A 19,266-nucleotide genomic window follows, 5' to 3' on the forward strand; every position below is an offset into this window, starting at 1 on the left:
TCGCGCTCTGCCTCACAACCCGCCTAAAGTAGACTTCGCCCTTGCGCCAGCCACATAGACCTCGGCAATCGCCCGGTCGTCGCCAAGCGTCTGCAGAAGGAACAATTCCTCGACCAGCGTTTCGACCGTTCCCATGCGCATCCGCATGGTCGGCGTCGCCCGCGCATCGAGCACGACGAGATCCGCCGCCCGCCCCGGCGCCACGCTGCCGATGGTATCGGCGAGGCCAAGTGCTTCGGCATTGCCGCGGGTCGCAAGGTGAAATGAAGCGAGCGGATTGAACCGCTGCCCGCGCAGCTGCAGCACCTTAAAGGCCTCGTCCATAGTCTTGAGCATGGAGAAACTGGTGCCCGCGCCAATGTCCGTTGCCAGCCCGATCCGCACCCCGTGCTTGAGCATCCGGTCGCGATCAAAAAGCCCCGAACCCAGAAACAGATTCGATGTCGGACAAAACACCGCTACCGAACCGGCATTGGCAATGGCCGCCGTCTCGCGATGGTTGAGGTGGATCGAGTGTCCGAGCAGCGTCCGTTCCGTAAGCAGACCGTAGCGCTCATAGATGCCCGTATAGTCCGGCGCATCGGGATAGAGTTCCATGGAATAAGAAATCTCGGCGTCGTTCTCGCTGAGATGGGTTTGTACGTGGCAATCGCCATGCTCGGCTACCAGCGCCTGCGCCATCTCCATCTGCTCTTGCGTCGAGGTAATGGCAAAACGCGGCGAGATGGCATAAAGGCCCCTGCCCCTTTTGTGCCAGCGGGCGATCAGCGCCTTGGTATCGTCATAGCTCGATTGCGCCGTATCCAGCAGATCGTCCGGCGCATTGCGATCCATCATCACCTTGCCGCCGACCATCAGCATATTGCGCCGCTGCGCCTCGGCAAAGAAGGCATCCACCGACCGCGGATGGCTCGAACAATACGCGACCGCCGTCGTCGTCCCATGCCGGATCAGCGCGTCATAAAAATCCATGGCAACGGCATCGGCATGCCCCTGCTGGGCAAACTTCTGCTCCTCCACAAACGTGTACGTATTGAGCCATTCGAGCAGCGAACCGGCATAGGAGGCCATCATCTGGCTCTGCACATAGTGCAGATGCATATCGATGAACCCGGCCATGATCAGGTTCGGCCGATGGTCGATCACCACCGCGTCTGTCCGGTCCGCTTCGGCAAAATCCCCAACGGCGGTGATGACGCCATTTTCGATGCTGACCGCGCCATCTTCGAGATAAAGATAGCTCTCGCTATCCTCGATACTTTCCGGCGCGCGCGAAAAACTCAGCACGCGACCACGCAGGATCGTGCGGCTCATGAGCGCGAACCCTCGCGGAACCACTCGACCAGCAGCGCCCGCTCTTCTGCCGTCATTTCGGTCACATTACCCGGCGGCATGGCATGGGCGTAGCCCGCCTGCATGGCAATATCCTTGGCGTGGTTTGCGATGGCCACGTCATTATCAAGAATGACATTTTTGGGCGCCTCGAACACACCCGGCCATGCCGGTTCCGCCGTGTGGCACATGGCACAGCGGGTCTGCACAGTCAGGCTGGCCGACGCAAAATGCTCCGTCGCCATGAACCGTTCGCCCGTCGCGCTGGCCAGCGTTTCCGTATCAAAGCCCGGCAATTTCGGCGCCGTGGAGAGCCACGCGATCACCAAAAACAGGATCACCGCTACGCCCCAGGTCCAGTGCGGGTTACCCTTCCGCGCATGGCGCGTGTTGAAATAATGCCGGATGACCACGCCGACGAGAAAGATCAGCGAGGCGATGATCCAGTTCCACTGCGTGGCAAAGGCCAGCGGATAGTGGGACGAGAGCATGAAGAAAATGACGGGCAGCGTCAGATAGTTGTTATGCAGCGAGCGCTGCTTGGCGATCTTGCCATATTTGGCATCGGGCACCTTGCCCGCCTTGAGATCGCCCACCACGATTTTCTGGTTGGGAATGATGATCATGGCCACGTTCGCCGCCATGATGGTCGCGGTAAACGCGCCCATATGCAGCATGGCCGCGCGGCCGGTGAACAGCTGCGTATAGCCCCAGCTCGCCGCTACCAGAATGGCGAACAGCACCAGCATCAAGCCGGTGGTGGATTGTCCAATCGGCGATTTGCACAGCGCGTCGTAGAGCACCCAGCCCAAGACAATGGAGCCAACGGAGAGCAGGATCGCCCCCCAGCTTGGAATATCGAGCACATTGCGATCAACGAGATAGAGGTCCGCACCGACATAATAAATCAGCGCCAGCAGCATGGCGCCGCTTATCCAGGTCCAGTAGCTCTCCCACTTGAACCAGGTCAGGTGCTCCGGAAGAAATTCCGGCGCCACGAGATATTTGTTGATGTGATAAAACCCGCCGCCATGCACCTGCCATTCCTCGCCATAGGCAAGCGGCGGCAGGCTCGGAGTCTTGCGCAATCCCAGATCAAGCGCGATGAAATAGAACGACGAACCGATCCAGGCGATGGCCGTGATCACATGCAGCCAGCGCACGGCAAACATCAGCCATTCGTAGAAAATTGCCAGATCGCCCATCGCCCCGTCCTCTCAGTCGTAAAAAGGGGCGGGCGTGAGCCCGCCCCCAAAGATCAGAAGTCCAATCAAAATCAGGCGGGCGGAATGACGCCTTCGACATACCAGTCCATGCTGAGCAGCTCGCCATCGGTCATGGTGACGCCGGCAGCGACGCGCTCGGTGCCGGTGTGATCGTTGATCGGGCCGGTGAAAATGTGCACGGAACCATCGATCTGACCAGTGCGCATGGCCTCAGCAGCGGTGACGACATCGGCCGGAACCTTGGCGTTGTAGGGGCCCATCTGGACCACGTCTTCCTTGAGACCTTCCCAGGTATCGCCAGGAGCCCAGGTACCGGCAATCACCGCCTTGGCAGAAGCCAGGTAATGCGGACCCCAGTGGTCGATGATGGCGGTCAGCTGGGTTTCCGGAGCAAAGGCCGACATGTCGGCACCCTGACCGAAACCACCCACGATGCCACGCTCAGCAGCAACCTGCAGGGCGGCTGGACCGTCAGTGTGCTGGGCAACGATGTCGATGCCCTGATCGATCATGGCACGGGCAGCGTCAGCTTCCTTGGCCGGGTCGTTCCAGGTCGAGATATAGACCGGGGTGATGGTGAATTCTGGGTTCACCTGACGTGCGGCGAGCACGAAGGAGTTGATACCCATCACCACTTCCGGGATCGGGAAGGAGCCGATGTAACCAGCCTTGGCGGTCTTGGACATGTGGCCGGCGATCACGCCGCAAACGGCGCGGCCTTCGTAGAAGCGGGCATTGTAGAGGCCCACATTGTCGGCCTTCATGTAGCCGGTGGCGTGCTCGAAGGCGACGTCAGGGAATTCCGGCGCGACCTTGATCACCGAGTCGCCAAAGCCGAAGCTGGTTGCGAAGATCAGCTTGCAGCCCTGCTGGGCCAGTTCACGCACGACGCGTTCGCAGTCCGGGCCTTCCGGCACGTTTTCGACGAACATGGTCTCAACCGCATCGCCGAGGTTTTCCTCGACATAGAGGCGGCCCTGATTGTGCGCGTAGTTATAGCCATTGTCGTTGATCGAGCCGACATAGATGAAGCCGATCTTGAGCTTTTCGGCCTGGCCGAAAGCGGTGCCGCCGAGCAGCGGCAGGGTCATGGCGGCGCCACCGACCTTGATAAATCCACGACGGGATAGAGTCATATTTGTTTCTCCTGACTGACGTTCCGATTGCATGAGGCGGTCATTGAACGCCGCCTCAATTGCTGGGCATAAACGGCTTGCCGAGGCAGGCCGGTGCATTGGTAGACGCATCGCGCCGGAGCGAAATCAGCACCAGCACGACGATGGTAGCGATGTAGGGCAAAGCGGCCCAGAGTTCTGACGGAATAGCCGACAGCGGCCCGCCGCCGGCCTTGGCATAGAGCTCCATGGTCATCACGAGACCAAAGAGATAGGCCCCGCCCAGCAGACGGAACGGCCGCCATGACGCAAAGACCACGAGCGCAACGGCGATCCAGCCGCGCCCGGCCGTCATCCCCTCAGCCCATTGCGGCGTGAGCGTCAGCGGAAAGCATGCCCCCGCAATGCCGGCCATGGCCCCGCCGAACATCACCGCAAAGTAGCGCACCTTGACCACCGAATAGCCGATCGAATGCGCCGAAAGATCGTTCTCGCCCACGGCCCGCAGGATCAGACCCGCACGGGTCTTCTTGAGGAAAAACCAGATGGCAAAGACCATGAAAATGGCGAAATAGGCCGGAAACGAATAGCCGAAAAGCACGCGCAACACCGGATGCGCCGCCAACTCCGGAAAGATCGGCGACATCAGCGACACCGGCCGCGCCGAATAGGACGCCCCCGCCAGCGCCGAAAAGCCGGTGCCGAAAATGGTCAGCGCCAGGCCGGTGGCGGTCTGGTTTGCCGACAGCGAGAGGGTAAGAAACCCAAAGATCAGCGACGCCGCCATACCCGCACCCGCCCCGCAGATCAGGGCGAGGTAGTGATTGCCGGTATGAAACTGCACCACGAAGCCGGCAATTGCCCCCAGCAGCATCATGCCTTCGACACCGAGATTGAGCACCCCAGAGCGCTCGACAACCAGTTCGCCCAAGGCCGCAATAAGAATGGGAGTCGAGGCACCGACAACGGTGACGAGAATGGCGATCGTCAGATCCATCATGCCGCTCCCGCGCTGGCTTCAGGGCTGATGCGGCGAATGCGATAACGCACCAGAATATCGCCGGCAAGCAGCAGAAAGAGCATCATCGCCTGGAAAATGCCCGTGGCTTCGTCAGGCAGGCCAATGGTCGTCTGCGCCACCTGCCCGCCAACGAACGTGATCGCCAGCACCACGCCGGCCACAATCACCCCCAGCGGATTGAGCCGCCCGAGGAAGGCGACGATAATGGCGGTAAAGCCGTAATTGGTCGGAAAGCCCGGCACCATCCGCTGGAACGGCCCGGCCACTTCCAGCATGCCGGCGAGACCCGCCAGCCCACCGCTGACCAGCATGGCGAGCCAAATGGTCTTGTTCTCGGAAAAGCCGCCATAGCGCGCCGCATGCGGCGCTGCACCAACGACCCGCATGCGGTATCCGAACACGGTTTTGCTCATCACGAACCAGGCGATCAGCGCCACGATCACGGCAATCGGCACACCCAGATGCACGATGGTGCCGGGAATGATATTGGGCAGCCGCGCCGCTTCGGAAAAGAGCCGCGATTGCGGAAAGCCGATGCCCATCGGATCCTTCCACGGACCGCGGATAAGATAGTAGATCACCTGCACCGACGCATAGGTCAGCATCAGGCTGGTCAGGATTTCGTTGACGTTCAACCGCGTCTTGAGAAAGGCCGGAATGGAGGCATAGGCCATGCCCCCCACCATGCCGGCAATGGCCATGAGCGGCAGGATCCACCAGCCCGACATGCCCCAGGTGAAGAGAGCCACACCGGTCGCCGCCAGCGCCCCGATAATATACTGCCCTTCGGCACCGATATTCCAGACATTGGCGCGATAGGCGACCGACAGGCCCGTCCCGATGATGATCAGCGGCGCCGCCTTGATCCCGAGGTCCTGCCATTTGTAGGGATTGGTCAACGGCGTGAAGAAGATTTCCTGCACGGCGCGCAGGCCATTGTAGCCAATGGCCGAAAACAGCAGGCAGCCGAGGATCATGGTCAGCACCACGGCCGCGACCGGGGTGCCATAGAGCATCAGTTTGGAGGGTTCTGGACGCTTTTCGAGCCGGAAGCGCATCATGCGGTCTCCATCGAACCGTGAACGCCGCCCATCAGCAGCCCAATTTCTTCCACGCTGAAATCCTTCACCGGCCGGGTCGCGCTGAGGCGCCCCATATTGATGACCGCCAGCGTGTCGCAAAGCGCCCGCAGCTCGTCGAGATCCTGGCTGATGACCACAATAGCCGAACCCGCCGCCGCCAGATCGACCAGCGCCTGATGAATAGCCGCCGCCGCACCGGCATCGACGCCCCAGGTCGGTTGGCTGACCACCAGCACACTCGGCTTCTGCAGGATTTCGCGGCCCATAATGTATTTTTGCAGGTTCCCACCCGACAGCGACCCGGCGGTAGAAGCCGGCCCCAGCGCCTTCACCGCAAAATCCGCAATCACCTTGCCCGTATAGGTTTTTGCCGCGCCCGAATTGATCAGCCCCAGCACCACCATGCCGAGCCGGTCGCGCGCCGTCAGCACGGAATTGTCCGAGAGCGAGAAATCGCCCACCGCCGCATGGCCATTGCGCTCTTCCGGCACGGCGCAAAGGCCCTGCTTGCGGCGCTGTGTCGTATTCATCATGCCAATGCCAAAACCGTCGATGGTGATGGCCTCGCGGTCATCGCCGATCAGCTCGCCTGACAGCGCATCGAGCAGCGCGTTCTGGCCATTGCCGGCGACGCCTGCCACGCCCAAAATTTCGCCGGCCCGCACCGTAAAACTAACATCGTCGACGGCCACATCGAAATGCCCGGTCTTGATCGTCGATAGCCTATTCACCACCAACTTCGGCGGCCCAAAGGCTCCGCCCTCCGCCTTGACAATATCCTTCAGCCCCGTGCCGATCATCTTCTCGGCCATGGAGCGGCTGGTCTCCTGCTTCGGATCGCACGTATCCACCAGCTTGCCACCACGCAAAATGGTCGCCGTGTCGCACAAGGCTTTGATTTCATGCAGCTTGTGCGAAATATAGAGGATCGAACATCCCTCGGCCGCGAGCGTGCGCAAAACCGTAAAAAGCTGCTCCACCTCCTGCGGCGTCAGTACCGACGTCGGCTCATCCATGATGAGAAGCTGCGGATCGAGCAGCAAAGCCCGCACGATTTCGATGCGCTGCCGCTCGCCTACCGAAAGCGTCGCCACCGTCCGGTGTGGATCGAGCGCCAGCCCATAGGTCTCCATGACCGCGCGGATACGGCTCTCAAGTTCGCGAGACGGAATTTTCGCATCCATGCCGAGCGCGATATTTTCGAGCACCGTCAGCGCTTCGAACAGCGAAAAATGCTGGAACACCATGCCGATGCCGAGTTTGCGCGCGGCTTTGGGATTGGCCACCACGACAGGCTCACCATTCCAGCGGATTTCACCGGCATCGGGCTGCATGATGCCGTAGATCATTTTGACGAGGGTGGATTTGCCGGCGCCGTTTTCGCCGAGAAGCGCGTGGATCTCGCCGGGTTTTACCGCAAATGACACATGGTCATTGGCCAGAACGCCCGGGAATTGCTTGGTAATGCCGGTCAGTTCGAGCCGATTGGGCATATCAAAATCCACTCGCCACCCCCTGCTTTCCGGGGGTGGGCGTGCGCCCGTTCGATGCTTCCCGTTCCCCAATCTGGACCATAACTTCAGCCGCCGCTAGTACTGCAATAACCGATGGCCGTTTATCCCCAAGCCCTTGCGCCCCAATAGGTAAGACCAGCCGCGACAACAGCGCCTTGTCGCCCCCTTGCTCCACAAACCAGCTCGCAAACTTGGCGCGCTTCGTCTTCGAACCAACCATGCCGACATAAGGACTGTCGAGACGGTTCAGCGCTTCTGCGGCAATAAGAAAATCGAGCGCATGGTCATGCGTCATGATGAGGAAAGAACTGCCCTCGGGCGCCGACCGCACCACGGCCTCGGGCATGGCAACGCGCCGGTGCGCAATCCCCGGCGGCAGCTGGTCAAGCTCGTCCTGCCGCGTATCGATCACTTCCATCCGCACCGGCAACACAGACAATATCTGCGCCAGCGCCCGCCCGACATGCCCCGCCCCGAAGACATAGACCTGCGGAGTGGATGCCACCTCGGCCTCCACTCGCGCCATAAGATCACGGCGAATGACTGCATCGGCGTAGCGTAGACCAACCTTCACCCGCCCGCCGCAACACTGCCCGATCTCCGGCCCCAGCGGCACATCCATCGCCGCCTCAGCCCGCCCCTCGGCAATCAACCGTCGCGCATGGTCGATGACCATATATTCAAGCGCGCCACCCCCAATCGTCCCGAAAATCGCCCCCAGCGCCACCAGCATGAACGTGCCTTCCTCGCGCGGCGACGAGCCACGGACAGAGGTCAACTCGCAAGCGATGACGTCGGAATTGGCAGCGAGGAAGGTTTCGAGGGTGGCGGCGGTAGTCATTTTGGCACCTCGCCTGCCGTGGTCCCCCCCTCCCGACCTCCCCCATCAAGGGGGAGGTGAAGGACAGTGGTCAAAACTGGATCGTGCCACAAACTCGATGCGGCACCTCCCCCTTGATGGGGGAGGTTGGGAGGGGGTGGGGCCAAAAGCACCAATCTCACCCCCGCGCCTCCTTCTTCAGCCGCTCGACACCCATCAACACCCGCTCGGGCGTCACCGGCATATCCAGCTGCGGCGCGATTTTGTATTCCGCCACACTCGCCACCGCCATGCCGATCGCCTCCGGCACACTCATCGCCAGCATGAGCGGCGGCTCACCGACCGCCTTCGAACGCCCGATCGTCGGCTCCTTGTTCACCGACCACTCAGCCAGCTTCACATTGAATATCGGCGGCACGTCACTCGCGAGCGGGATTTTATACGTCGAAGGCGCGTGCGTCCGCAGTTGCCCCTTGGCGTCCCAAACCAACTCTTCCGTCGTCAACCAACCCATGCCCTGCACGAAGGCACCTTCCACCTGGCCAAGGTCGATAGCCGGATTCAGCGATTTACCCACATCATGCAAAATATCGACGCGATCGACAGTGTACTCACCCGTCAGCGTATCAATCGTCACTTCGCTGACGGAAGCGCCATACGAGAAATAATAGAACGGACGACCGCGCCCCGTCGCTCGGTCCCAATGGATCTTCGGCGTCTGATAAAACCCCGCCGCCGAAAGCTGCACTCGGTTCATGAAACCCGACATCGCCAGCTCGGCAAATGGCACAAACTTCGGCCCGGCCTGAATACCGCCCTGCACCCATTCGCACGCGGCTTCTTCCACCTGATGAAGCTTGGCCGCATGAACAAGCAGCCGCTCCTTGATCTGCCGGCAGGCGTCATAAGCCGCCATGCCATTGAGATCGGAGCCCGACGACGCCGCCGTCGCCGAGGTATTCGGCACCTTCCCCGTAGAAGTCGCCATGATCTTGACCGTGTCGAGGTTCACCCCGAACGCATCGGCCACCACCTGCGCAACCTTGATATAGAGCCCCTGCCCCATCTCGGTGCCGCCATGCGAAAGATGGATCGATCCATCCTTATAAACATGCACCAGCGCGCCCGCCTGATTGTACCAGGTGGCCGTGAAAGAAATCCCGAACTTCACCGGCGTCAGCGAAATGCCCTTCTTGAGCACGGCGCTGGTTTTGTTGAACTCCAGAATAGCCGCACGACGCGCCGCATAGTCTGCCGACGCCTCCAGCTCATCCACGATCCGATGGATGATATTGTCCTCAACCACCTGATGATACGGCGTCACATTGTCGGTATCGGTACCGTAAAAATTGGCCTTGCGGATATCTAGCGGGTCCTTACCGAGCGCATAGGCTATATCCTCGATCCAGCGCTCGGCCCCCACCATGCCCTGCGGCCCACCAAAGCCACGAAAGGCCGTGTTGGAGACGGTATTGGTATAAAGTGGTTCAGACCGCGCCCGCACTGCCGGATACCAATAGGCATTGTCGCAGTGAAACAGCGCCCGATCCGTCACCGGCCCCGAAAGATCGGACGAATACCCCGCGCGCGCGCCATAGACCGCATCCACCGCATGGATTTTGCCGCTCTCGTCATAGCCGACATCATAATCGACCACAAAATCATGCCGCTTGCCGGTCGCGCTCATATCGTCGTCGCGATCCGGCCTGATCTTGCAGGCCCGGTTCCACTTCTTGGCCGCCAGCGCCGCAACCACGGCAAACAGGTTCCCCTGCGTTTCCTTGCCGCCAAAGCCGCCGCCCATCCGGCGCACATTGACCGTCACCGCATTGTGCCGAATGCCCAGCGCCTGGGCGACGATCAACTGAATTTCGCTTGGATGCTGGGTGGACGAATAGAGCGTAACGTCCTCATCCTCGCCCGGCACCGCTAAGGCGATCTGCCCTTCGAGATAAAAGTGATCCTGCCCGCCAATGGTGATCGCGCCCCTGGCCCGGAGCGGCGCCCCGGCCAGCCCCGCCTTCACATCGCCGCGTTCAAGCTTGAGCGGCGGCGTCACCAGCTTTCCGCCGGCCGCCTGAGCCGAACGCACGTCCGTATGGAACGACAAATCCCTGTATTCAATCTTGACCAGATGCGCCGCACGCCGCGCCTGGTCCCGCGTTTCCGCGACCACCGCAAAAACCGGCTGCCCCCAGAAATGCACCACGCCATCGGCAAAAACCGGCTCGTCATGCATATGCGCCGAGCTGATATCCAGCACGCCCGGCACATCGTCATTGGTCAGCACACCAATCACGCCAGGCGCCGCCAGCACCGCCGAAAAGTCCATGCCCGCAATCTCAGCGTGCGGCGTGGTCGAAAGCCCAAGATACGCATGCATCGTGCCCACCGGCTCGATCATATCGTCGATATATTCAGCCGTCCCCGTGACGTGCTTCGGCCCGCTATCGTGCCGCGTATTGGTGTGCATCACAGCCAGACTGGTGCGCGCAGCATGCTTGTTCATCACGCCACCTCACGCTTGAGCCGCACATTCTGCCCCGAAACATCGAGGAAGAACCGCTTAAGAAGGTTCTGCGCCGTAAGCAGCCGATAGTCCGCCGAGGCGCGCATATCGCTGATCGGCTGATAATCTTCAGCAAAGGCCGGCAACGCCGCCTCGATGGTTTCCATGGTCCAAGGCTTGCCCACCAGCGCCGCCTCAACCGCCTTGGCCCGCTTCGGCGTCGCCGCCATGCCACCAAAAGCGATCCGCGCCATGCCGACGATCCCGGCATCGCTGACAAAAACCCGGAACGATCCGCATAGCGCCGAAATATCTTCCTCGCGGCGCTTGGAAATCTTGTAGGTGGCAAACTTTTCGCCCGCCGGCAGCAGCGGCAGCGTCACGCTCTCGACGAACTCGCCCGGCTGCCGATCCTGTTTGCCATAGGCGACAAAGTAGTCCTCAAGCTTGATCTCGCGCCGATGCTCGCCCCGCCGCAAGCTGAGCTTTGCCCCCAGCGCAATGAACGGCGGCGGCGTATCCCCAATTGGCGAACCATTGGCGATATTGCCGCCAATCGTGCCCATATTACGGATCTGCTCACCAGCAATGCGGTTCCAGAGTTCTCCAAGCTGCGGAAAATTCGCCGCAATAACCGGCAACGCTTCCGAATAGGAAACCCCGGCATAAAACCGCACTTCGCTGGCGTTCTCAGCGATGCGCTTCAATTCCTGCAAATGGCCGATAAAAATCACCGGCCCGATATTGCGCATGAATTTGGTCACCCAAAGCCCGACATCCGTCGAACCGGCCACGATCCGCGCATCCGGATTGGCTTCATAGACCGCAGCAAAATCATCAAGGCTCGCCGGGATGATGATCTGCTGGTCACCCTCGCCGATGACCACGCGACGGCCATCATTCAGCGCCTTGATCTTGTCCTTGACTGCGATCCGTTCGGCCCAAAGCACATCACCCTGCGGCTGCCCATAAGTGCCCATCGTTTCACCGGCGCGGATGATCGGCGCATATCCCGTGCAGCGACAAAGATTGCCCTGCAGCGCCTTCTCGATCGCGGGCCGCGTTGGGCTGGGGTTACGCATCCACAGCCCATAAAGGCTCATGACAAAACCCGGTGTGCAGAACCCACATTGCGAGCCATGGTGATCCACCATCGCCTGCTGCACCGGATGCAACGCACCATTCTCGCCGCGCAGATGTTCGATGGTCACGACATGCGTGCCATGCAGGCTCCCGACGAAGCGGATACAGGCCGTCACCGAGTCATAAATGATCTCGTCGCCAAACAGCCGTCCCACCAGCACGGTGCAGGCCCCGCAATCACCCTCTGCGCAGCCTTCCTTGGAGCCGCGCAACCGCCGCTCCAGCCGCAACCAGTCGAGCAGCGTCAGGTCCGGCGCGACATCGGTGAGGGAAATCTCTTCGCCATTGAGGAGGAACCGAATGGCATTTCCAACCTCGACCATGGCTCAGCTCCCCCGATAGGTGGAGTAGGCGAAGGGGCTGACCAGCAACGGCACGTGATAGTGCTTGTCCTCGGAAATGGTGAAGCGGATCGGCACCACATCGAGGAACGGCGTCTCGATCTCGACCCCGATCCGCTCGAAATATTGCCCGACATGAAAGCGGATTTCAAACTCACCCAGCTGGAACTGATCGTCGCCCAGTAGTGGTTGGTCCGCCCTTCCATCAGCATTGGTGTAGCTATCGCCCAGGTGATGCGTGTGGTCGCCATGCACAAAATGAAGTTCAAGCCGCATGCCGCGCGCCGGCTTGCCCGCCATCGTGTCGAGAACGTGAGTGGTAAGGCGTCCACCGGCCATATGCTGCTCCTATGCATGCCGTCCGAACGTGGGGCCGTTTCGGTGCAGCATGCGCAATTCGTTTCCCCTGACAGCACCATAGAACCGTGAATCTGCTCTTGATACTCTCAAATTGGAAGCACTATGCTGCCGAAACGGCAACAGCAAGTCCCATCATGACCGACAAGAGCCCGACCATAGACCGCCCTCGCGAACACGCGCTTTCCGCTGGTCTCCTCGCCCGTGTCTTCCATCAGCCATCGCTGCTTTATTTCAACGCCGTCGCCACCCACCTCTCGATCCGCGAGGCCGCCCGTCGCCTCAACGTCGCCTCCTCCGCCGTCACGAGACAAGTCGCCCAGCTCGAAGACGCCCTGGGCATCGCCCTCTTCCTCCGCGACAAGCGCCGCATGCGCCTTTCGCCCGCCGGCGAAATCCTATTCCGCCACTCGCGCCGCCTCACTGCCCCCATGGAAGCCGCCGTCTCCGAAATCGAGCTCCTTCGCGGCGTCCGTGCCGGCGTCGTCCGCATCGGCACAGTCGAAAGCGTCGGCCTTTCCTTCCTGCCGCGTCTGATTTCCGATTTTGGCCAGCGCTATCCCCGCCTCACCATCGATCTCTCGATCATGTCCTCGAGCGAGGTGGTAGAACGCCTCGTCGAAGAGCGGGTCGACATCGGCTTCGGCTTCATCTCAAAACCCCCGCGCCAGGTCGATATCGCCTTCCGCCGCGACGTCCACATCGGCGCCGTCATGGTACCCGGCCACCCCCTGGCCTCCGCCGAAAACCTCACCATGGACCAGTGCCTCGATCACGCCCTCGCGGTCGCCCGCCCGGAAATCTCCATCCGCGAGGTCATCGACCCCTTCCTCCGCCGCTCCGGCGCCATGCTGCCGCCCATGGTCGAGGTCAATTCCATTCGCATGCTGGTCGAACTGGCTCTCGGCGGCCATTACCTCTCCATCATGACCCCCATCGGCGCGCAAAACGAAATTGCCGATGGCCGCCTCCTCTTCAAACCCCTGACCGACAATGGCCTGCCCACCAATCGATTTGGCATCCTGGTCCGCAATGGCAGCGCTCTCCACCTCGCCCCCGCCATCTTTTTCGATCACGCCAAAAGCTATTTCGAAGAACTGCAATTGCCCGGCGCCATCTAGCGCAATCGCCAAACTTGCGCTTACCTGAATGCCACTTCCTCTCACTAACGAGACATCGATGAACCGCTACCCCCGCGACATGCAAGGCTATGGCCGCAATATTCCCAATGCGAACTGGCCGGGCGGCGCCCATATCGCGGTACAATTCGTGCTCAATTACGAAGAGGGCGGCGAGAACAATATCCTCCACGGCGACGCAGCCTCCGAGGCCTTTCTCGTCGACGTGCTCGGCGCCGCCCCCTGGCCCGGCCAGCGCCACGCCAATGTGGAGTCGATGTACGAATACGGCGCCCGCGCCGGCTTCTGGCGCCTCCACCGTCTCTTCACTGAAGCGAACCTGCCCATCACCATCTACGGCGTCGCCACCGCCCTGATGCGCGCGCCCGAGCAACTCGCCGCCATGCAGGAAGCCGGCTGGGAAATCGCCTCCCACGGCTATAAGTGGGTGCAGCACAAGGACATGCCGCCCGCCGAAGAGCGCGCCCAGATCGCCGAGGCCGTCCGCCTCCACACGCTCGCCACCGGTTCCCGCCCCCTCGGCTGGTATACGGGCCGCTCCTCGCTCAATACCGTCGATCTCGTCGCCGAACACGGCGGCTTCGCTTATATTTCAGACACTTACGACGATGACCTGCCCTATTGGAAAGTCATCCACGGCCAGCCGCAGCTGATCATCCCCTATTCCCTCTCCACCAACGATATGCGTTTCGTCACCGGCCCCGGCTTCGACAATGGCGAGGAATATTTCCAGTTCCTCAAGGACACATTCGACTGCCTCTATGCTGAAGGCGTGGCAGGCAGCCCCAAGATGATGTCGCTGGGCCTCCATTGCCGCCTCGTCGGCCAGCCGGGCCGCTTCCAGGGCCTGAAAAAATTCGTGGACTACATCAGGTCGTCAGGCAAAGTCTGGGTCCCGACCCGCCTCGACATCGCCCGCCACTGGGCCGAGCAGCATCCCTACCTCGCTCCCGAAGCCATCCCCAGCCAGCTCGACCGGGCCGACTTCGTCACCCGCTATGGTTCAATCTTCGAGCACTCCCATTGGATCGCGGAACGCGCCTGGGATGGCGAGCTCGCCCCCGCCAATGACACTGCCGTCGGCCTCCACTTTGCGCTGCGCACCCAGTTCCGCGCCGCAACGCCCGAAGAACGCCTCGCCGTCCTCCGCGCCCACCCCGATCTTGCCGGCAAACTCGCCGCCGCCAAGCGCCTGACCGCCGACTCCACCGCCGAACAGACCTCCGCCGGCCTCGACGCCCTGACCGATGAAGAGCGCGAAAAGTTCACCGCGCTCAACACCGCCTACACGCAGAAATTCGGCTTCCCCTTCATCATCGCGGTCCGCGATAACACCAAGGCCACCATTCTCGAAACCTTCGAAAAGCGCCTCGCCAACACCGCCGAAGCCGAGTTCGCCACCGCCTGCGCCCAGGTCGAGCGCATCGCTCTACTGAGGCTCAAGGCGATCCTGCCCTAAGCCGGCGCTCGCCCTTCTTTTGAAATGTCCGCGCACCCATGTGTGCGGACCATCTCCATCGTCGCACCCATCAAACCTTGCTTTGCTTCAGCAGGTGAACAATGCCGGCAGGGTTGAAGACCCAACCGCCCCGGAAACTCTCGCTATTAGGCAATGGCTCGATCCCGTCATTGCGCGTCACCCCCGCCGCTTCCAGCGTCGCTGCCGCCTCGTCGAAGTCGGGAGTGACCAGTTCGAGCCAGAGTTCAGCCTGCGACATCTGCGGCACATTGTCGATCCAGAGCCGGTTTGGCCCATAGGCAAACGACACGTCGCTACCGCCCTCAAGTTCGGGCAACTTCAGAATATCGCGATAGAACGCGACCACCGCCTCGTACTGATGCGTTGGCACTTTCATCGCAATATTGAGGCCACCGACCGCGGTTCCCGTCATTTGTAAAAACCCTCGCGAAAGTGGATGCCGTGCTCAAGCCACACGCGCATTGCCGCGAGCATGCCCGTCCAGCCTTCGCAATTGCCATAGGACGCCTTCTGCCCGGCTTCGTTCTCGCGCCATCCGGCCTCATGAATGCGCACCAGCGTGCGGCCATCCTCCAGACCCTCGAAGGTCATCGTCACAGTGGTTTCATAGTTTCCGGCCGGATCGCCGTCCGGCGGCGCCTCCCAGCGCAGCACGATTTGTTTGTCTTTCACCACATCGACGACGTGCACGGGAAAAGCACCCGGAAAGTCATGGAAATCCCATGTCACCGTCGCCCCCTTTTCGAGCCGCCCTTCGGCGCCCCCTGTAGTGAAATAATGCGATAGCTGCTTGGGATCGACCACCGCCTCGAACACCTCCCGCACGGGCTTGGCGATCCGGCCGCCCACCGTGAATTCATAGGCCATGCTGCTCTCCTCTGCTTGACGCCCCAAACGATATGTTATAAAAACATAACATGTCAACCGACGACGCAGACGACCTGATTTTCAAGGCGCTTGGCCACCGCATCCGGCGGCGCATGCTCGATGCGCTCAAGGCTGGTCCTGCCACGACCGGTACGCTCTGCGCCGCCTTCCCCGAACTCGACCGCTGCACCGTCATGCAGCATCTCGGCGTCCTGGAAGAAGCCGGCCTCGTCGTCCCCGAGCGCCGCGGGCGCGAGCGCTGGAACCATCTCGACGCCCTGCCCGTCCACGCCATTCACGAGCGCTGGATCGGCCCCTATGCCGCCTATGCGGCGAGCATGTTGAGCCGCCTCAAGCACGAAATGGAACGCAGCGAATAAATCGGCCCCAAGGCCTTGGCCTCCCGGCCCACAAGGCTCTAGTCTCAAGCGGAATCGTCCTGACCGAACTAGAGCCCATGGCAACGACCTACGCTTCTCCCATCGCCGGCCTGCCCGCGCAGATGGCCCTTCACACCGGCCGCGCCACCTTCAACGAGGCCTATGCGCTCATTCCCAATGGTGTGATGCGCGACATCGTGACCTCCTACCTGCCCCATTGGCGCGATACGCGGGCCTGGATCATCGCCCGCCCGCTCTCGGGCTTTGCCGAAACCTTTTCGCAATACATCGTCGAAGTCTTTCCCGGGGGTGGCAGCGACCGTCCCGAACAGAACCCAGAAGCCGAAGGCGTCCTCTTCGTCGTCGCTGGTGAGATCAACCTCACTATTGCCGGCGAACCGCATATCCTGAAGGAGGGCGGATACGCCTTCCTTCCTCCCGGCACTGAGTGGAGCCTTGTCAATCGCAACACCTCGCCCGCCCGTTTCCATTGGGTGCGCAAGCGCTACGACGTGGTGGAGGGCATCGACATCCCGCCCGCTTTCGTCACCAACGAACAGGATGAACCTATCCGCTGGATGCCCGGCACCAGGGACACCTGGGGCACAACGCGCTTCGTCGAACCCACCGACCTCCGGCACGACATGCACGTCAATATCGTCACCCTCGAACCCGGCGCGGTCATCCCCTTCGAAGAAACCCACGTCATGGAGCACGGCCTCTATGTGCTCGAAGGCAAGGCGGTCTATCGCCTCAATCGCGATTGGGTCGAAGTCGAGCCCGGCGATTTCATGTGGCTGCGCGCCTTCTGCCCCCAGGCCTGCTATGCCGGCCCCGAGCGCTTCCGTTACCTGCTCTATAAAGACGTTAACCGCCACGCGAAGCTCCCGTTCTGACCATGAGCGACCGCACCATCTACATCGAGCCGCTGACACCCGAGACCTTCGCCCCCTTCGGCCAGGTTATCCAGACCACTGGCGCGCACCACTATCCGATCAATGCCGGCAAGACCGAGCGCTTCCATGATCTCGCCAAGGTAGAGCTGGGCGGCGTTCATCCCCGCCCGCTCATCTCCATCTTCCGCGGCCAACCCTACGCCCTGCCGCTCAGCCTGACGCTCGTCGAACGCCACCCCCTCGGCAGCCAGGCCTTCTATCCCATCGGCGAAGCCCACTGGCTGGTGATCGTTGCCGAGGACAATAGCGGCACGCCGGTCAATATCCGCGCCTTCCTCCCCGGCCCCGGGCAAGGGGTCAATATCGCCATGAACACCTGGCATGGCGTTCTCACGCCGCTCGACAAGGAAACCGATTTCCTCGTCGTCGACCGCGGCGGCGATGGCAATAATCTCGAGGAATTCCCCCTCGACCCGCCCTTCCTTGTGACCCACCGCGAACGAGGTGCTTAACCGCTTCGGCGGCTTTACCTCGCCAGTGGTCCCGGGCTGGTTTACGTTGAGCGCAACAAGGAGGACTGCCATGCTAAATCGGTTCCTGACGCTTGTGCTTTCGCTCATGCTGCTTGTCGGCCCCGCCAGCGCCGACGATCTGACGCTGACCGGCGATGTCTTCTATCGCGAGCGCATGGCGCTGCCGCCCGGTGCAACTCTGCATGTTGGCCTCGTGGCCCTGTCCGGCGGCCAACCCGTCGTCGGCGCTGGCGCATCAATCCCCGCCGGCGGCCAGGTGCCGCTGCAATTCTCTCTCGCCATTCGCAGCGATGTCGCAAAATCTGGCGGCACTTTCGGCCTCGTCGCCGAAATCCGGGTTGGCGGATCGGCGATGTGGCGCAATAGCCCCGCCATGCCCGTGGATTTGACAGCGCCGGTGCCTGTTTCGATCCTCGTCACGAGAGTTCCCGTAGCACCGGCTCCGCCTGAGCCCGAAGCGGTTCCCAACATCGCCGACACCACCTGGACCGTAACCAGCATCAGCGGCAGCCCCGTCCTCGGCACCACTCCCCTGACCCTTGCCATCGCCGCCGATCTCCGCATCGATGGTCATGCCGGCTGCAACAGCTTTTTCACCCAGGCGACATTGGACGCAGCCAAGCTGCAATTCGCTCCCCCCGCCTCGACGCGCATGGCCTGCGAACCAGTCGTCATGGCCCAGGAAAGCGCCTTCTTCGCCGCCCTCGTCGCGGTGAACAGCTACGAACTATCCGACGACAGCCTGCGCCTCCTCGATGCCGCCGAAGTGCCGCTGATCGGCCTCGTGCGAGCCAAGGAGTAGAGTCAGCTTGGAAACTGCCGACTTCATCTCGCGCCTTCTCGACGTCATCGAACAAGACATCATTCCCATGACCGCGCGCGGCGTTGCCCAAGGCAACAAGCTTTTCGGCGCCGCCATCCTGAAAAAATCAGACCTGTCCGTGGTCGTGGCCGAAACCAATAACGAGACGGAAAACCCGCTCTGGCACGGCGAAATGCACGCCATAAAACGCTTTTTCGAACTGCCCGAAGATCAGCGCCCGGCAACCAAAGACTGCGTCTTCCTGACCTCGCACGAGCCCTGCTCGCTCTGCCTCTCCGGCATCACCTGGTCAGGCTTTGATAATTTCTATTATCTCTTTACCTACCAAGACAGCCGCGACAGTTTTGGCATTCCCTACGACATCCAGATCCTGCAAGCGGTCTATGCCGTGCCCGATCCAGACCGCAGCGCCGTTCCCCCGGAGCGTCCGCTCTACAATCGCAGCAACGCCTTTTTCAAAAGCCGGGGCCTGCAGGAAATGGTAGCGGGCCTCGATCGCGGTCACCGCGAAAACCTCCTTGCCCGCCTCGACGACATCAGCGCCGCCTATGCCGACCTTTCCGCCGTCTATCAGCGCGACAAAGGCAATAAGGGCATCCCACTCGCCTGAAACTTGCGCAGCGATTTCAGCGGACGACGGATAACGCCGGTCACAGCCTGCGCTGTCTTCGGCATGGGCAGCACAACG

General features: G+C 61.5%; 19 protein-coding genes. 7 read left to right on the top strand and 12 right to left on the bottom strand.

Annotated features, from left to right (window positions below; genetic code table 11):
* Positions 1–12: 12 nt before the first annotated feature.
* The 10 genes from guaD to uraH all read right to left on the bottom strand — a co-directional run bounded on the left by guaD (position 13) and on the right by uraH (position 12,442).
* Positions 13–1,314, bottom strand: coding sequence for a guanine deaminase (guaD, locus tag ASD83_RS09265; protein WP_056310213.1), 1,302 nt, complete (start codon positions 1,312–1,314; stop codon positions 13–15).
* Positions 1,311–2,537 carry a urate hydroxylase PuuD gene (locus ASD83_RS09270; RefSeq protein WP_056310215.1) on the bottom strand — a complete coding sequence of 409 codons (1,227 nt, stop codon included), beginning with the start codon at positions 2,535–2,537 and terminating at the stop codon, positions 1,311–1,313. The genes guaD and ASD83_RS09270 overlap by 4 nt, the downstream gene beginning before the upstream one ends.
* A gap of 71 nt (positions 2,538–2,608) precedes the next feature.
* Positions 2,609–3,694 carry a BMP family ABC transporter substrate-binding protein gene (locus tag ASD83_RS09275; RefSeq protein ID WP_056310217.1) on the bottom strand — a complete coding sequence of 362 codons (1,086 nt, stop codon included), beginning with the start codon at positions 3,692–3,694 and terminating at the stop codon, positions 2,609–2,611.
* A 55-nt stretch (positions 3,695–3,749) separates the two neighbouring features.
* Complete coding sequence (locus ASD83_RS09280; protein WP_056312251.1) at positions 3,750–4,670, bottom strand: ABC transporter permease; 921 nt, start codon at positions 4,668–4,670, stop codon at positions 3,750–3,752.
* Positions 4,670–5,755, bottom strand: coding sequence for an ABC transporter permease (locus ASD83_RS09285; protein ID WP_244489132.1), 1,086 nt, complete (start codon positions 5,753–5,755; stop codon positions 4,670–4,672). Before ASD83_RS09285 ends, ASD83_RS09280 begins: the two co-directional genes overlap by 1 nt.
* Positions 5,752–7,269 (bottom strand): ABC transporter ATP-binding protein, encoded by a 1,518-nt coding sequence (locus ASD83_RS09290; RefSeq protein ID WP_056310219.1) that lies wholly within the window; start codon positions 7,267–7,269, stop codon positions 5,752–5,754. Before ASD83_RS09290 ends, ASD83_RS09285 begins: the two co-directional genes overlap by 4 nt.
* A gap of 1 nt (position 7,270) precedes the next feature.
* The gene (xdhC, locus tag ASD83_RS09295) at positions 7,271–8,131 is read right to left on the bottom strand and encodes a xanthine dehydrogenase accessory protein XdhC (RefSeq protein ID WP_056310221.1); all 861 of its coding nucleotides are present in this window, start codon (positions 8,129–8,131) and stop codon (positions 7,271–7,273) included.
* A gap of 157 nt (positions 8,132–8,288) precedes the next feature.
* Positions 8,289–10,619: a xanthine dehydrogenase molybdopterin binding subunit gene (xdhB, locus tag ASD83_RS09300; protein WP_056310224.1), complete on the bottom strand. Its 2,331-nt coding sequence runs from the start codon at positions 10,617–10,619 to the stop codon at positions 8,289–8,291.
* Entirely contained in the window at positions 10,619–12,085 is a 1,467-nt protein-coding gene (gene xdhA, locus ASD83_RS09305) for a xanthine dehydrogenase small subunit (protein ID WP_056310225.1), read from the bottom strand. The genes xdhB and xdhA overlap by 1 nt, the downstream gene beginning before the upstream one ends.
* Positions 12,086–12,088: 3 nt before the next feature.
* Positions 12,089–12,442, bottom strand: a complete 354-nt coding sequence (uraH, locus tag ASD83_RS09310; protein WP_056310227.1) for a hydroxyisourate hydrolase — start codon at positions 12,440–12,442, stop codon at positions 12,089–12,091.
* 155 nt (positions 12,443–12,597) lie between these two features.
* Between uraH and ASD83_RS09315 the strand changes: the two genes are divergently transcribed.
* Together ASD83_RS09315 and puuE are read left to right on the top strand one after the other, a co-directional pair.
* Positions 12,598–13,581 carry a LysR family transcriptional regulator gene (locus ASD83_RS09315; protein WP_156385902.1) on the top strand — a complete coding sequence of 328 codons (984 nt, stop codon included), beginning with the start codon at positions 12,598–12,600 and terminating at the stop codon, positions 13,579–13,581.
* Positions 13,582–13,639: 58 nt separating this feature from the next.
* Entirely contained in the window at positions 13,640–15,058 is a 1,419-nt protein-coding gene (gene puuE / locus ASD83_RS09320) for an allantoinase PuuE (RefSeq protein ID WP_056310231.1), read from the top strand.
* Between the two features lie 70 nt (positions 15,059–15,128).
* On the opposite strand, the gene ASD83_RS09325 is transcribed toward puuE, so the two are convergent.
* Both ASD83_RS09325 and ASD83_RS09330 read right to left on the bottom strand, forming a co-directional pair.
* On the bottom strand, positions 15,129–15,491 hold the full coding sequence (locus tag ASD83_RS09325; RefSeq protein WP_056310233.1) for a VOC family protein: 363 nt from the start codon (positions 15,489–15,491) through the stop codon (positions 15,129–15,131).
* Positions 15,488–15,946, bottom strand: a complete 459-nt coding sequence (locus tag ASD83_RS09330; RefSeq protein WP_056310235.1) for an SRPBCC domain-containing protein — start codon at positions 15,944–15,946, stop codon at positions 15,488–15,490. The genes ASD83_RS09325 and ASD83_RS09330 overlap by 4 nt, the downstream gene beginning before the upstream one ends.
* A gap of 50 nt (positions 15,947–15,996) precedes the next feature.
* Here ASD83_RS09330 and ASD83_RS09335 point away from each other — a divergent pair, with 50 nt between their 5' ends.
* The 5 genes from ASD83_RS09335 to ASD83_RS09355 all read left to right on the top strand — a co-directional run bounded on the left by ASD83_RS09335 (position 15,997) and on the right by ASD83_RS09355 (position 19,188).
* On the top strand, positions 15,997–16,326 hold the full coding sequence (locus tag ASD83_RS09335) for an ArsR/SmtB family transcription factor (RefSeq protein ID WP_056310237.1): 330 nt from the start codon (positions 15,997–15,999) through the stop codon (positions 16,324–16,326).
* A 77-nt stretch (positions 16,327–16,403) separates the two neighbouring features.
* Positions 16,404–17,222 carry a bifunctional allantoicase/(S)-ureidoglycine aminohydrolase gene (locus ASD83_RS09340; protein WP_056310239.1) on the top strand — a complete coding sequence of 273 codons (819 nt, stop codon included), beginning with the start codon at positions 16,404–16,406 and terminating at the stop codon, positions 17,220–17,222.
* A 2-nt stretch (positions 17,223–17,224) separates the two neighbouring features.
* Positions 17,225–17,734 (top strand): ureidoglycolate lyase, encoded by a 510-nt coding sequence (locus tag ASD83_RS09345; RefSeq protein ID WP_056310240.1) that lies wholly within the window; start codon positions 17,225–17,227, stop codon positions 17,732–17,734.
* Positions 17,735–17,804: 70 nt separating this feature from the next.
* A complete protein-coding gene (locus tag ASD83_RS09350; protein ID WP_056310242.1) occupies positions 17,805–18,557 on the top strand; it encodes an META domain-containing protein in 753 nt (250 codons plus the stop codon).
* Between the two features lie 7 nt (positions 18,558–18,564).
* Positions 18,565–19,188, top strand: a complete 624-nt coding sequence (locus ASD83_RS09355; RefSeq protein ID WP_056310244.1) for a nucleoside deaminase — start codon at positions 18,565–18,567, stop codon at positions 19,186–19,188.
* Positions 19,189–19,266 lie beyond the last annotated feature (78 nt).

Origin of the sequence: Devosia sp. Root685 (assembly GCF_001427875.1) — a bacterium.
Lineage (GTDB): Bacteria > Pseudomonadota > Alphaproteobacteria > Rhizobiales > Devosiaceae > Devosia.

What these genes read in the sequence shown, in the direction of transcription:
- guaD (WP_056310213.1), bottom strand. Translation starts at nt 1,314, where the DNA reads ATGAGCCGCACGATCCTGCGTGGTCGCGTGCTGAGTTTTTCGCGCGCG.
- ASD83_RS09270 (WP_056310215.1), bottom strand. Translation starts at nt 2,537, where the DNA reads ATGGGCGATCTGGCAATTTTCTACGAATGGCTGATGTTTGCCGTGCGC.
- ASD83_RS09275 (WP_056310217.1), bottom strand. Translation starts at nt 3,694, where the DNA reads ATGACTCTATCCCGTCGTGGATTTATCAAGGTCGGTGGCGCCGCCATG.
- ASD83_RS09280 (WP_056312251.1), bottom strand. Translation starts at nt 4,670, where the DNA reads ATGGATCTGACGATCGCCATTCTCGTCACCGTTGTCGGTGCCTCGACT.
- ASD83_RS09285 (WP_244489132.1), bottom strand. Translation starts at nt 5,755, where the DNA reads ATGATGCGCTTCCGGCTCGAAAAGCGTCCAGAACCCTCCAAACTGATG.
- ASD83_RS09290 (WP_056310219.1), bottom strand. Translation starts at nt 7,269, where the DNA reads ATGCCCAATCGGCTCGAACTGACCGGCATTACCAAGCAATTCCCGGGC.
- xdhC (WP_056310221.1), bottom strand. Translation starts at nt 8,131, where the DNA reads ATGACTACCGCCGCCACCCTCGAAACCTTCCTCGCTGCCAATTCCGAC.
- xdhB (WP_056310224.1), bottom strand. Translation starts at nt 10,619, where the DNA reads ATGAACAAGCATGCTGCGCGCACCAGTCTGGCTGTGATGCACACCAAT.
- xdhA (WP_056310225.1), bottom strand. Translation starts at nt 12,085, where the DNA reads ATGGTCGAGGTTGGAAATGCCATTCGGTTCCTCCTCAATGGCGAAGAG.
- uraH (WP_056310227.1), bottom strand. Translation starts at nt 12,442, where the DNA reads ATGGCCGGTGGACGCCTTACCACTCACGTTCTCGACACGATGGCGGGC.
- ASD83_RS09315 (WP_156385902.1), top strand. Translation starts at nt 12,598, where the DNA reads ATGACCGACAAGAGCCCGACCATAGACCGCCCTCGCGAACACGCGCTT.
- puuE (WP_056310231.1), top strand. Translation starts at nt 13,640, where the DNA reads ATGAACCGCTACCCCCGCGACATGCAAGGCTATGGCCGCAATATTCCC.
- ASD83_RS09325 (WP_056310233.1), bottom strand. Translation starts at nt 15,491, where the DNA reads ATGACGGGAACCGCGGTCGGTGGCCTCAATATTGCGATGAAAGTGCCA.
- ASD83_RS09330 (WP_056310235.1), bottom strand. Translation starts at nt 15,946, where the DNA reads ATGGCCTATGAATTCACGGTGGGCGGCCGGATCGCCAAGCCCGTGCGG.
- ASD83_RS09335 (WP_056310237.1), top strand. Translation starts at nt 15,997, where the DNA reads ATGTCAACCGACGACGCAGACGACCTGATTTTCAAGGCGCTTGGCCAC.
- ASD83_RS09340 (WP_056310239.1), top strand. Translation starts at nt 16,404, where the DNA reads ATGGCAACGACCTACGCTTCTCCCATCGCCGGCCTGCCCGCGCAGATG.
- ASD83_RS09345 (WP_056310240.1), top strand. Translation starts at nt 17,225, where the DNA reads ATGAGCGACCGCACCATCTACATCGAGCCGCTGACACCCGAGACCTTC.
- ASD83_RS09350 (WP_056310242.1), top strand. Translation starts at nt 17,805, where the DNA reads ATGCTAAATCGGTTCCTGACGCTTGTGCTTTCGCTCATGCTGCTTGTC.